Origin of the sequence: Sphingomonas suaedae, assembly GCF_007833215.1 — a bacterium.
Classification (GTDB): Bacteria; Pseudomonadota; Alphaproteobacteria; order Sphingomonadales; family Sphingomonadaceae; genus Sphingomonas; species Sphingomonas suaedae.
Window position 1 is genome coordinate 3,764,841 of the sequence record NZ_CP042239.1, and the last position, 13,098, is coordinate 3,777,938.

7 protein-coding genes are annotated in these 13,098 nt (G+C 63.8%); 5 read left to right on the top strand and 2 right to left on the bottom strand.

The genetic code is table 11. From position 1 onward, the window contains the following. Positions 1-401 precede the first annotated feature (401 nt). Positions 402-1,268 (top strand): ABC transporter substrate-binding protein, encoded by an 867-nt coding sequence (locus FPZ54_RS17830; RefSeq protein WP_239019631.1) that lies wholly within the window; start codon positions 402-404, stop codon positions 1,266-1,268. Here FPZ54_RS17830 and FPZ54_RS17835 read toward each other — a convergent pair. Further along, on the bottom strand, positions 1,258-4,080 hold the full coding sequence (locus tag FPZ54_RS17835) for a TonB-dependent receptor plug domain-containing protein (RefSeq protein WP_145849157.1): 2,823 nt from the start codon (positions 4,078-4,080) through the stop codon (positions 1,258-1,260). The two genes, FPZ54_RS17830 and FPZ54_RS17835, sit on opposite strands and share 11 nt — an antisense overlap. A gap of 179 nt (positions 4,081-4,259) precedes the next feature. On the opposite strand from FPZ54_RS17835, the gene FPZ54_RS17840 reads away from it, so the two are divergent. Beyond that, the gene (locus tag FPZ54_RS17840; RefSeq protein WP_145849158.1) at positions 4,260-4,733 is read left to right on the top strand and encodes a YkgJ family cysteine cluster protein; all 474 of its coding nucleotides are present in this window, start codon (positions 4,260-4,262) and stop codon (positions 4,731-4,733) included. 6 nt (positions 4,734-4,739) lie between these two features. Here FPZ54_RS17840 and FPZ54_RS17845 read toward each other — a convergent pair whose 3' ends face one another. Continuing rightward, positions 4,740-7,676: a TonB-dependent receptor gene (locus tag FPZ54_RS17845; RefSeq protein ID WP_239019632.1), complete on the bottom strand. Its 2,937-nt coding sequence runs from the start codon at positions 7,674-7,676 to the stop codon at positions 4,740-4,742. A 223-nt stretch (positions 7,677-7,899) separates the two neighbouring features. Between FPZ54_RS17845 and FPZ54_RS17850 the strand changes: the two genes are divergently transcribed. The 3 genes from FPZ54_RS17850 to FPZ54_RS17860 all read left to right on the top strand — a co-directional run bounded on the left by FPZ54_RS17850 (position 7,900) and on the right by FPZ54_RS17860 (position 13,098). Then, positions 7,900-8,928, top strand: coding sequence for a uroporphyrinogen decarboxylase family protein (locus FPZ54_RS17850; protein WP_222428327.1), 1,029 nt, complete (start codon positions 7,900-7,902; stop codon positions 8,926-8,928). Positions 8,929-8,989: 61 nt separating this feature from the next. Beyond that, on the top strand, positions 8,990-9,982 hold the full coding sequence (locus FPZ54_RS17855; RefSeq protein ID WP_145849160.1) for an ABC transporter substrate-binding protein: 993 nt from the start codon (positions 8,990-8,992) through the stop codon (positions 9,980-9,982). A 227-nt stretch (positions 9,983-10,209) separates the two neighbouring features. Next, entirely contained in the window at positions 10,210-13,098 is a 2,889-nt protein-coding gene (locus FPZ54_RS17860) for a TonB-dependent receptor plug domain-containing protein (RefSeq protein WP_145849161.1), read from the top strand.

Genomic DNA, 13,098 nt, shown 5'->3' on the forward strand with positions numbered 1-13,098 from the left:
CAATTTTCAAATAGTTCACCACCCTTTTTTGTTAAATCGCCATAGATGGTTTGTCCCATTTTGCTGGTTGAAACATCGACCCGTCCTGGTGGCGTGGACCCTATTTCCGCTGCGCAAAAAGGCCGCGCGCGCAAGACGGCCAGTTGTCGGCACTCCCGATCGCTCGCGCCCTCAAATTGGCTATTAACGAACAACATATGCTATAAACACAAACTGCGATTGGGACATGGAGTGTTTGGGGCATGGCGATTGTGGACCCGCGACCGAATTTGTGGACACGAAGGGCGCTGACAGGTGCGGCACTCGCCACGGGGGCAACGCTTGCCACTGGCTGCGCGTCGCGACCAGTGGCTCCGCATGGTGTCGCGAGCGGTCCTCTTCGGATTGCCGCACGGCCCGATGTGCTCGAAGTCGGTCCGATCCTTCATGCGGCCGGGGCGATGGGCGCGGGACGGGTCGTCGTTTCCGGCGGAGGTGTGCCGAATTTGATCGACGGGCCGGTCGCCGGGGCGATCGACAGCTTCCCCGGTCGCGCGGACGCGGCGGGGCAGGCGGAGACGCAGTTGCTGCGCCTGTCGGTCGCCAATCCGGACCTGCGCATCGTCATGACGGTGACCGAGGGCGTCTATCGCATCGTCGCGCGGCGCTCAGCCGGGATCACCCGCGTCGCCGATCTGGCGGGCAAGCGCGTCGGTATTTTCGAACGGACGTCCGCCGCATTCTTCCTGCACCGAATGCTCGATCATGTGGGCCTGGGCGACGCCGATATCGTCCGCGTCGCGCTGCGCCCCGGGGACATGGCGAAGGCGATGATCGAGCAACGCGTGGATGCGATCGCGATCTGGGAGCCGGAAAGCGAGCGGGCGGTTCGCGCGCTTGGCGCAGATGCCGTCACCTTCGCCGATCCGGACGTGTATCGCGAGTTCTACAATCTCAACACCACCGCCGCCGCGCTGGCGGACCCGGTGCGTCGCGCCGCGCTGGTCGCGTTGATGCGCGCGCTCGTCCTGTCATGCCGGATCAGCGCGGAGCGCCCTGGCGAGGTGTGGCCGCTGGTCGCTGCCAGCAGCGGGTTTCCCGCAGAGCTGGTCGCGGCGGGCTGGCCGCACCACCGTTTTCCCGCGACGCTCGCTCCGGCCCTGCTCGATACGATGGTGGCGGAGGAGCGCTGGCTGGCGGCTCAGGACGGGCGCGCACCGCGCACCCGTCCCGAACTGGATCGCCTGATCGATCGCACGCTCCTCGCCGAGGCGGGGATCAGAAGCTGAACCGCGCGCCCACGGTCATGAACCGCCCGACGCGATCGTAGAAGACCGATGAGGCATAGCTGGGCGCGGTAATCGCGTTCGGCGTCAGCGGCGGTTTCTGGTTCAGAAGATTGTCGATGCTGCCGAAGATCTGGACGTTGGGGGTGATGCGATAGGAGGCGTTCAAATCGACATAGGCGCGTGCCGGAACGTCATTGTCGTCGATATCGACGCCTTCCTCGAAGCTGACGTTGAGCAAGCCGCCGCCGACATAACGCACCGCGACGCCAACCGATGCGCGATCGTCGCGATAAGTGGTGGAGAGGATGCCGCGCCATTTCGGGATGCCGCCCGCCGGACCGATCGTGCCGGTGGTACCGGTCTGGCCCGCATAGTCGGTCGTCTCGCCGTTCACGGTGATCGACAGTTCCTCCACATAATTGACCAGCGCGCGTGTTTCGAGCCGCCCCCCGCCAACGGGCATCGAATAGCTGGCCTCGATATCCACACCGCTGCTCTTGGCACCCGCGGCGTTGATCAGCGTCGCCTCGACCGCTTCGATGACATTGCCGTTGAAGGTGATCGCTGAGCAAAGATCGGCCTGGTCGCGGATGAGGCAGCCATCGACGATCTGCTGGCCGGTCAGCGACGTGATCGCGTTGTTGAGATCGATCGAATAATAATCGACCGCAAGCCGCAGCCCCGGCGCCCAGGACGGCTGATAGACTGCACCCGCCGTCAGCGCCTTGGCGCGTTCGGGCGTGAGGTTGGGGTTGCCGCCGGTCAGTTGCAGCGTGTTTCGGACGAGATTGGTGTCGGGATTGGTGATGTTGTTGAAGAATTGCGACTGGCCGGAGAACAGCTCGTTGATGTTCGCCGCACGAATGTCGCGCGAATAGGTGGCGCGCAGCCGCAGATCGTCGAACGGCGTGTAGTTCGCACCGATCTTCCACGTCGTCACGCTGCCGCTGGTCGAATAGTCGGTGACGCGAACCGCGCCGTTGATGTCGAGATGCTTGCCCAGACCGGAGTCGCGCAACAACGGGACGACCACCTCGGCAAAGGCCTCCTTGACGTCGAGCTCTCCGCTCAGCGGCTGCGGGTTGACGGTCTTCCAGCGGCGACGCACCGACACGTCGTCGACATCGGCGCGCACCGTTTCGGAGCGATATTCGGCGCCCACCGCCAGCGACACGGTACCGGCCCAGGTGTCGAACACCGACCCTTCGAGGCTGACCGCATAGACGTCCTGCCGCTGGCGGGCCATCATCACGGCCGTGCCCTTATAGTAATCGAGCGCAGCCTGGCTGATCGATCCCGCGCCGAACGGATTGATCGGGATACACGCGCGAATATTCCCATAGGGATCCTGCGCCGCCGTCGGATTGGGGTTGTTCAGCAGCGCGCGACAGATCGGCTGGCCGGTCGCCGGGTTGATGACGCTGTCGATCCCGAGCAGCCAGCGATCCTCGTTCCGGTTGTTGCCGTCCTCGCGATAATAATCGTTGCGGCTGAGCTGGACGAAGGCGTTCCATTTCCAGCTCGCGCCGATCTTTCCATCGATGCCGAAGCCATAGCGCTGGACCGTATTGTCGACGCTGTTGGTGAACGCCCCGTCCTCGCCCGCGACGCGTCCGATGCGGAAATCGTTCAGATTGTTGGCGATCAGAATGTCGCGGATTGGGGAGGGCAGGAAGGCATTGTCGCGGCGGATGACGAGGTTGCCATTGTCGGTCGCAGTGGTGCCGTCCGAGAAGATGTCAGCGCGCGAAACCAGCGCATCGGCATAGATGCTGATAGTGTCGCTGACATCGAAGGTGATGCGGCCATAACCCGACATGCGCTCGAGCACCGGCAGGATGTTCGAGGTCGCCGCGAGCGATGCGCCGTCGCCGCCGGACATATAGACGTTGCCCACGGTCGTGCCGTAGTTGAACGGGAGTACCGTGCCGCCCGGTCCGAACTGGATGCCGCGCAGCGCGGCGATGCTGTTGCGCGCGGTGACGCCGCTAAACGTCATCTGCGAAAAGCGCGCGTTGGGCAGAATCAGCTGGCGCGGCGCCCCGGGCGTGCCCGGATAAGCGGGGTTGGTGAGGACGGCATAATCGCCCCGCGCCCAGGGACGGCTTTCCTGCGCGAGTTGCCCTCCATTGCGAAAATAGTCCGCAGAGGCGACGATATGGAGCCGTCCGTCGACAAAGGCGCGGCCTGCGGTCAGCGAGGCGCCGGGCGTTTCGACATCGCCATAGGTGGAGACGCCGTACTGGACATCGCCCTTGAACCCCTCAAACCGATCGTCGAGCACCACGTTGACGACACCCGACACGGCGTCCGAACCATAGGCCGCCGACGCGCCGCCGGTGACGATGTCGATCCGGCGGATCAGGCCGACCGGAATGACGTTGATGTCCACGCCGCCCGACGGGTCGGTTGCCGCAAAGCGCCGCCCATCGACCAGCAGCAGCGTGCGGTTGGGGCCGAGGCCGCGCAGATCGAGATTGCTGGCGCCGATCGGCTGGCTCGACGTCCCGGTGTTCTGATTGGCCTTGAGCGCGGGGATATCGGAGATCAGGTCGGCGAGGTTGCGCACGCCCTTGTCCTGCAGTTCCAGCTTGCTGACGGTGGTTACCGGGGTTGGCGCGGTGAATCCGGAGATGCGCGTGCCGGTAATGGTGATCTCGCCCGGTGCCTCAGCCTCGTTTGCCGCCTCGACCGGTACGTCCGCTTCCTGCGCGAAAGCCGGGGTGCCGAACGCGAGCGCGACGGCCAGCGATGCTGTGGACGTCAGGCCGCTTATGGCACGACGATATGAATTCGGACGTGGCTTGGTCATGGTTCCTCCCCTCAATCGGCTTTCGCCGCTGGCGCACGTTTTCTTGTCGAAACGCTTCTGATGCGCGATGCTATTAGCTATCAACAAACTATATTCGCCAATAGCGAACAATCTAATGCCGATTGTGAGGGCTATGGATAGCGAGCGGGCATGGATGCGCGCGGGACCGGAGCAAGAGGATGACCGACGAAAAGCCCGATCAGAATGCGATCCCCTGCGGCGGGTGCACCGAATGCTGCAAGACCGACCAGGTGATCCTGCGGCCCGAGGCCGGGGACGATCTGGAATTCTACGATCTCGAATATATTGAAAGCGCGCTGTATCCGGGGCAGCGGGTACCGGCGCTCAAGCGCGATTCCCGTACCGGTCATTGCGTGTATCTGCGCGACAGCGGTTGCGCGATCCATGGCCGCGCACCCTGGACCTGCCGGCGGTTTCACTGCGCGCGCATGTTCAAGGCGCTTGGCAGACTCTCCCGTGCGAAGCGGGACATTCTGTGGGCGCGCGGGGATGTGCTGGAGGAAGCGATCGTCGAGCGCGGGCGGGATCGATACGGCTACGCCGTCGAGCATGGGCTCGACGGCGTGCTGGATACCGACATGCAGGTCGCGGCGTTCGAGCGCATCATTGCCGCGACGCCACGACGCAGATGACGCGGGTCAGAGCCGCAGGCGCCCCCCGACCACGAAGAAGGTACCGCGCCGGTCGAAGAATTGCGAGTTGGCGATCGTCGGCTGGGTGATGCCGTTCGGCGTCACGGGCGGATAGGTGTTGAACAGGTTCTCGACCCGGCCATAGATTTCGACCGCCGAGGTCAGCTTGTAGGCCGCCGAAAGATCGACATAGCTGCGTCCGGCGACCGTGTTGTCGGCGATATCGAGCACGCGCGTGTTGAACCGCGTGTCGAACTTGCCGCCATCGACATAGCGATAGCTGGCGCCCAGCTTGAATCCGCCGATCGAATAATTGGCGTCGATATTGACGCGCCACTCGGGCAACCCCTGCGGCGGCGGCGAGATGCCGGCGAGGCCGACATAGTCATTGGTGACGCCGTTCGAGGTGGTCGAGATTTCCGCGACATAGTTGGCGAGGCCGCGCAGGTTGAGCCGCCCGCCGCCCAGATCGAAGCGATATTGCAGCTCGACGTCGACCCCGCTGGTCTTGAGCGAATCCGCGTTGAACGGGGTCACATTGACCTGGGTGATGATGTCGCTGACCGGATCGCGGATCACGCCCGCGCAGAATTCGGTCCGCCCTTCCTCACAGAAATTGACGATATTCTGTGGCGCCACGGTCGCGATCGCGCCGTTGATCTTGATGCGGTAATAATCGATCGAGGCGCTGAAGCCCGGAAGGAAGCCTGGCTGGAACACCACGCCGCCGGTGAAGGTATCGGCCTTTTCGGGCTCCAGAGCGGGATTGCCGCTGGTGATCTGAACCGTCTGGCGCGAGATGTTGGTGCGCGGGTCAACGATCGCGTTGATGACCTGATTGCCGCGCGAGAACAGCTCCCAATTGTTCGGCGCGCGGATGTCGCGAGACAAAGTTGCGCGGAACCGGACATCGGGGATCGGCGAATAATTGACGCCGACCTTCCAGGTTGTCACGCCGCCGCTCAGCTCGTAATCGGTGTAACGGATCGCGCCGTTGACATCGAGATTGTCGGCGAAGGGTGCGTCCTTTGCCAGCGGCACGACGATCTCGGCATAGCCTTCCTTGACGTCGAACTCGCCGCTGAACGGCTGGGAATTGACCGAGCGCCAGCGCCGCGCCGCCGAGTCGGCGTCCGAGGTGAGCGTGGTCTTCTCCCGCCGATATTCGGCGCCGACTGCGATCTTCACCTCGCCCGCCCAGGTCGAGAAGGGGCTGCCCGAGAGGTTTGCGGCGAACACGTCCTGATGCTGGCTGGCGCGCGTGAACGAGGTTCCGCGATAATAAGCCAGCGCGGCGTCGCTGACCGCCCCGGCGCCGAAGGGATCGATCGGCACGCAGGAGCGGATATCGCCATAGGGATCCTGCGCAGCGGTGGGGTTCGGGTTGTTGAGCAGCGCGCGACAGATCGGCTGGTTGGTCGCCGGGTTGATCACGCTGTCCAGCCCCAGGAACCAGCGGGCGTTGATCCGGTTGTTATGGCTCAGCTGCTCATAATCGTTGCGGCTGATCTGCCCCGAAACGTCCCACGTCCAGCCATTGCCGAACCGGCCCTCGACCCCGAAGGTGAAGCGGCGGCTTTCGGTGCGGCTGTCGAACAGCGAATAGCCATCCTCATAGTTCATCCGGCCCATGGTGAAGCTGGTGATGCCCGCGGCCGCCATCGCGTTGCGCATCGAGGTTGCCAGATACGCATTGTCGCTTTGGATCGTGATGCCGCCATTGTCCGGATTGGGGGTCAGATCGGACAGGGTGTCGACGCGCGAATAGAGGAAGTCGGTGAAGAAGGTCACGCTGTCGCTGATGTCGAAGCGCAGCCCGCCATAGCCGGTGATCCGCTCGATCTGCGGCATGATGTTGCCGCCATCGGTGACCTGTGCGCCATCGCCGCCGGTCATGAAGGTGCCGCCGATATTGGTGCCGTAGGTGAAGGGGATCGGGTTGCCATTGGCGTCGAACTGGACCCCGCTGCCCGCCGCAAAGCCGAGCCGCTGGGCGAGCGAGGGGCCGGTGGCATTGGGATTGCCGTTGCTGCGGGTGATGACGCCGCCTGCGGTCATCTGGGTGAAGCGGGCATTGTCCGAGATGATCAGGCGCGGCTGGCCGTTGGTCGGGGTGTAGGCCGGGTTCGTCAGCAACGCGGTCTGGTTGTCGCCCCAGGGGCGTTCCGCCTGCGACGTCTGGCCGCTGTTGCGCAGATAGTCGCCCGCGAAGGTCAGTTGCAGCCGGTCGTCCAGCAGCTTGGTGCCATAGGCCGCGCTGACCGAGGGGCGGCGATGGTCGTCATAGATGGTCTGGCCGTACGAGACGTCGAGCTTCAACCCCTGAAGATTCTTGTCGAGCACGAAATTGACCACGCCCGCCACCGCATCCGAACCATAGGCGGCCGAGGCGCCGCCGGTTACGATCTCGGCGCTGCTGATCAGCGATACCGGGATGATATTGGTATCGATCGTGCCGGCGGGGTCGGTGAAGGCGACGCGGCGCCCGTCGATCAGCACCAGCGTGCGCTGGCTGCCCAGGCCGCGAAGGTCGGCGTTGGAGGCGCCGATCGGCTCGCTCGACTTGCCGATATTCTGGTTCACGCGCAGCTGCGGCACGTCGTCGAGCAGGTCGGCGACCGTGCTCGCCGCCTTGAGCTCGATATCCTCGCTGCGCAGCGTGGTGAGGGGGGTGGGGGCGGTGAAGCCGCTGATGCGGGTGCCGGTGACGGTGATCGCCTCGACGGCGTCGTCAGCCGGTTCGGCGGGTTCGGCAGCAGGAGGTGCCTCCTGTGCGTGCGCGACGCCGGGCAGTGACAACATTGGACCCGCGGCGAGCAGCGCGAACAGCGCGGTCGCGTGAAGGGGCTTGATATGTGTGCGGGTGCGGCGCGACAGCGCCTCCAGCGGATCGGTCGCACCTTGCGCTCGCAACACGGTGCCCTGCCGGATCGAATCCTTCATTACTCCCCTCCATCATTTTCGTTTTTGTATTTATCATACTTCGTTCGCTCATGACGAACAGTCCAATTCTTTATCAGCCTGCTTCCGATAGCGACGGGGTATGCGACGGTTTCCGAATCTGCCTTCCCACCCTCCTATTCGTTCGTCATTATATAAATGCGTTCGTATCTGTGCAGGGGTGAGACCCTGTCGCGGCGATGGGTTCCGATGGAGAGGAATGGACATGGACAAGCTGCTTCCCACGACGCTGGTGGGTTCCTATGCAATGCCCGAATGGCTGATCGATCGCGCGCGGCTGGCCGGGCGGTTTCCGCCCCGGGTGCGCGCGCGGGAATTGTGGCGCCCGGCTGCGGAGTTTCTCGACGAGGCGCAGGACGATGCGACGATCGTCGCGATCCATATGCAGGAGCGCGCGGGGATCGACATCCTGACCGATGGCGAGATGCGGCGCGAAAGCTATTCCAACCGCTTCGCCACCGCGTTGGAGGGGGTCGATCTCGACAATCCCGGCACCGCGCTCGATCGCAGCGGCCATCCCAATCCGGTCCCGCGCATCACCGGCAAGATCCGCCGCAAGCATGCGGTGCAGGTGCGCGATGTCGAATTCCTGCGCCGCCATACCGACCGCAAGATCAAGATCACCGTGCCCGGCCCGTTCACCATGACCCAACAGGCGCAGAATGATTTCTATGAGAGCGAGGAGGAGCTGGCGCTCGACTATGCCGCTGCGGTCAACGAGGAGATTCGCGACCTGTTCGCCGCGGGCGCCGATATCGTCCAGATCGACGAGCCCTATCTTCAGGCGCGTCCCGAAAAGGCGCGCGCCTATGGCCCCAGGGCGATCGACCGGGCGCTGCGCGATGTCGAGGGCGTGACTGCGCTGCATCTGTGCTTCGGCTATGCCGCGATCATCCACGGCGACCGGCCTCATGGCTATGACTATCTGGGCGAGCTGGCGGGCACGCGGGTCGATCAGGTCTCGGTCGAAACGGCGCAGCCCAATCTCGACCCTGCCGAGCTGCGGCCGTTGCGCGACAAATACATCATGGTCGGGACGATCGACCTCAACGACCCCAGCGTCGAAACGCCGGAGAAGGTCGCCGAGCGAATCCGTCGCGCGATGACCGAGGTGCCGGTCGACAAGATCATCGTCGCCCCCGATTGCGGCTTCAAATATGTGCCGCGTGACATCGCCTATGCAAAGATGGAAGCGATGGTGGCGGGCGCCGCACTGGTGCGCGACACGCTCTGATCAGGTGACGGTTGCAACGCCGGTTGTGGAATAGGCCGGCGGATATTGACGGGAGGATGTGATGGCGAACAGGCGGGACGCGGTCGCCGCGCTGCTGGGGCTGCCCGCTTTATGCGTCGGCGGATGCGCGCGGAGCGGAAAACCTGCCGGGGGCGGGGCGGGGCCGCTGGCGGTGCGCGGCAGCACCGCGACGCTGGAGATCGCCCCGGTCCTTCTCGCAGCGCGCGACCATTATCCGGGGCGTGCGATCGTGCGTAACGGGGGTATCGGCAATCTGGTTGGCGCTGCGCGGGTGGCGGGGCTGGGGGACGAAGGACCTGCCGATGTCGCCACCCATGCGGAGACACAGGCACTGCGCTATTCGGTCGCCAATCCCGAAATCCGCATCATCCTGACGGTGACCGAAGGGCGTTATCGCATCATCGCGCGGCGCTCCGCCGGGATCGCCAGCCTCACCGACCTCAAGGGCAAGCGGATCGCAACGATCGCGACGACATCTGCCGGATTCTTCCTGGCCCGGATGCTGGCGCAGGTGCGGCTCGACTTCACGGATATCGTCCCGGTCCGCATCTCGCCGATCGAGGGGATGGCGGAGGCGCTGGCGCGACGCGAGGTCGATGCGGTGGCGATCTGGGAGCCGCATGGCGGCAATGCGGCGCTGGCCCTGGGGGAGGACCGCGTCGAATTTCCGGGCGACGGCGTCTATCGTGAGCTGTTCAACCTCAATACCACGACCGCCAACCTCGCCGATCCGGACAAGCGGCGCCGTATCGTCGCCTTTGTCCGCGCGATCATCGATGCGTCACAGGCGATCGGGCGCGATTCCGAACGCGCGCGAAAGCTGGTCGCCGCGACTGCGGGGTTTTCGCTCGACGAGGTTGCGCGCGCCTGGCCGACACTCACCTTCCCGGCCGCGCTTCCGCCCGACCTGCTCGACACGCTGGAGTCTGAAGAACAATGGCTTGCGGCGCAGGAGGGCAGGGCGGTGCGGCCTCGCGCGGTGCTGGCCGGATTGATTGACCCCAGCGTCCTGGCGGAGGCACGCGCACGATAGAAGACGGATATTGTATCAAAGCGAACGGCATTCGGTATTATGATATTGGGGGTTGTCAGCCTGGCTTATCTGTCATAAACAATCATCGTTCGTTTATTTAGAATATCGTCCCGGGCTCTTTCCTGCCGCGAATCGCGCGACAGGAACTGCGCAACAGGCGGCGAAGCGAAACTAACCGGTGGGAGAGCGGCGTTAAGCCGACCCCATCTGCTGGAGGGGAGGCTAATATGACACGCTCAATCGATCGTCGTGCTGCGTCGTGGTTCCATCGGATGCTGGCGACCACCGCGCTGACCGCAACCGCCGTTGCCGCGCACACTGCCGTTGCGCAGGAGGCGTCGTCTGCGCAGGAGGATGAGGCCGAGACCGCCGCGCCCGCCGCGGATGAGGTCATCATCACTGCATCCCGTACCGCGACCAACGGCCTCCAGGCGCCGACCCCCACCCAGGTCGTCGGTGTCGAGGTGCTGGAGCGGCAGGCGGTCACCACCGTCATGGAAGTGCTCAACCAGAACCCGGCTTTCAAGGCGACCCGCTCGCCGGGCGCGAACGCCACCAACACCTCCAGCCCCGCACAGGCGACCGCCGATCTGCGCGCACTGGGCGGACAGCGCACACTGGTGCTGGTCAACCAATCGCGCGTCGTGCCCTTCGCTCCGGCCAGCAATCTGGGCGTTCCGACGACGACCGACCTCAATCTGTTTCCGACCAACATGATCGAGCGCGTCGATGTGGTGACCGGCGGCGCATCCGCGCTCTACGGCTCCGATGCCGTGTCCGGCGTCGTCAACATCATCATGAAGAAGAAATATGAGGGCGTCGAAGTGACCGGTCAGGCCGGCATTTCGCAGCGCGGCGACTATGCGACGCAGCGGTTGGGCTTCATCGCGGGTACCAGCTTTGCCGACGGCCGTGGCGATGTCGTCATCAGCGCGGACTATTCGAACAACAACGGCATGGAGGACATCTATTCGCGCGACTGGGGTCGCGAGGAATGGATGATCGTCAGCAATTCGCAGCGGACGACGCCGGGCACGCCGGGCTTTGGCCAGCCCGCCTTCATCCTTTCGCCCAACGTCCATGCGTCGCTGGGTTCGGGTGGCGTCATCACCAGCAATATCCCCGGCCTCAACAACATGACGTTCAACCCCGACGGGTCGATCCGTCCGTTCGACAAGGGGGATATCTTCGGTGGCCAGGTGATGATTGGCGGCGAGGGCCAATCGATCATCAAGGGCGTCGCGCAGATGCCCGATGTCGAGCGCTTCACCACCTATGGCAGCATCTATTTCGAATTTTCGGATTCGCTGACCGGCTATATCGAGGGTGGCTATTCGCGATCGGTCGGGTTCCTTGACGGCATCGCGATCCGCCTGCCGACGATCACCATCCAGCGCGACAACCCCTATATCCCCGCATCGGTGGCGGCGCTGCTGCCTGCAACGACCCAGTCGTTCAACATCAGCCGCATTGCCTATGACATCGGCCAGAATTTCTACGAGGTCACCAACGAAACGCCGCACGCCGTTGTCGGGTTCGAGGGGCGTCTGGGCGGATCCTGGAAATGGGACGCGCACGCATCCTATGGCGTGAACAACTATGCATCGCGTACCTTCAGCAATCCGGTGCGCGCCAATCTGAACTTCGCGATCGATGCCGTGCGCGATCCGGTGAGCGGAGATATCGTCTGTCGCGCGGTGTTGCAGGGCAATCCGGCCGCAGCCGGGTGCCAGCCGCTCAACCTGTTCGGCGAGAATAATTTCACCGAAGCCGCGCGCCAATATATCTGGGGCTCCGGCCTGTCGGAGGTCAAATATGATCAGTTGGCATTTGGCGCCAACATGGTCGGCGAGCCCTTCTCGACCTGGGCCGGGCCGGTATCGGTGGCATTCGGTGGCGAATACCGCCGCGAAACCCAGGAACTGACCGCGGACGAGATCGGTGCGAACAACGGATTCCTGACGGCTGGCAATGCGGTTCCCTATAGCGGGGCGTTCAACGTCAAGGAGGCCTATATCGAGGCGACCGTTCCGCTGGCGCGCGACATGCCGTTCCTGCAGGGGCTGAACCTCAACGGCGCCTTCCGCTATGCCGATTACAGCACGGTGGGCGGGCAGACGGCGTGGAAGCTCGGCGGTACCTGGGAGCCGGTGGACGGGCTCAACATCCGTGTCGCCCGCTCGCGTGACATTCGCGCGCCCGCGATCAACGAATTGTTCAGTCCGGGAAGCAACGTCACCAACACCGTCACCCTGGTGGTCGATGGCGTGACCAAGAGTGCGTCGATCCCCCAGAATACCAGCCGGGGCAATCCGGATGTCGGGCCGGAATTTGCCGATACGCTGACCATCGGCGCGGCCTATCGTGGAACGGGCGCCTTGCGGGGGTTCGGTCTGTCGGTCGATTACTATAATATCAAGATCAGCGACGCGATCACAAACCTCTCCACGGTGAACATCGCCAATCTGTGCAGCAATGGCGACGATTATTTCTGCGGCCTGTTCTCATACGGCCCCGATACCAACACCGCCGATCCCAATGACCGCATCCACACCGGTCTCATCACCGGGTCGCTGAATGTGGGCGCGTTCGAGCAGAAGGGCATCGACGTGACGCTGAGCTATGCCAGCAATGTCGGCTTCCTGGGCGAGGGCGGGCGTTACAGCATGTCGGCCAGCGGAACCTATATCTTCAACGCCTTTGTCGACTCGGGAACCGGCGCAGCGCCGGTCGACCGGGCCGGCGAAAATGGCTGGTCGAACCTCGGTGCGATCCCGCGCTTCCGCGGCAATCTGTCGCAGACGATTGGCAACCGGGCGTGGGAGTTGACCCTGCAAACGATCTTCATCAGCAGTGGCGTGCAGGACGTGACGTACAACACGCTGCCCACGAACACGATCAACGACAATGACGTTCCCGCTGTCGCCTATTTCAACCTGTTCGGGAAAGTTTTCGTCGGCGACAACAAGAAGTTCGAAATGTTCTGGGCGATCAACAATCTGCTGGACAAGGATCCGCCACCAATCCCCTATACAATTCTGAACTTCCCGACGAATGGTCAATATTATGACAAGGTCGGCCGCAATTTCACGATCGGCGCCCGCGTGCGCTTCTGA

Coding starts and splice junctions, on each gene's coding strand:
- FPZ54_RS17845 (WP_239019632.1), bottom strand. CDS start 7,676: ATGAAGGATTCGATCCGGCAGGGCACCGTGTTGCGAGCGCAAGGTGCG.
- FPZ54_RS17850 (WP_222428327.1), top strand. CDS start 7,900: ATGGACAAGCTGCTTCCCACGACGCTGGTGGGTTCCTATGCAATGCCC.
- FPZ54_RS17840 (WP_145849158.1), top strand. CDS start 4,260: ATGACCGACGAAAAGCCCGATCAGAATGCGATCCCCTGCGGCGGGTGC.
- FPZ54_RS17855 (WP_145849160.1), top strand. CDS start 8,990: ATGGCGAACAGGCGGGACGCGGTCGCCGCGCTGCTGGGGCTGCCCGCT.
- FPZ54_RS17835 (WP_145849157.1), bottom strand. CDS start 4,080: ATGACCAAGCCACGTCCGAATTCATATCGTCGTGCCATAAGCGGCCTG.
- FPZ54_RS17860 (WP_145849161.1), top strand. CDS start 10,210: ATGACACGCTCAATCGATCGTCGTGCTGCGTCGTGGTTCCATCGGATG.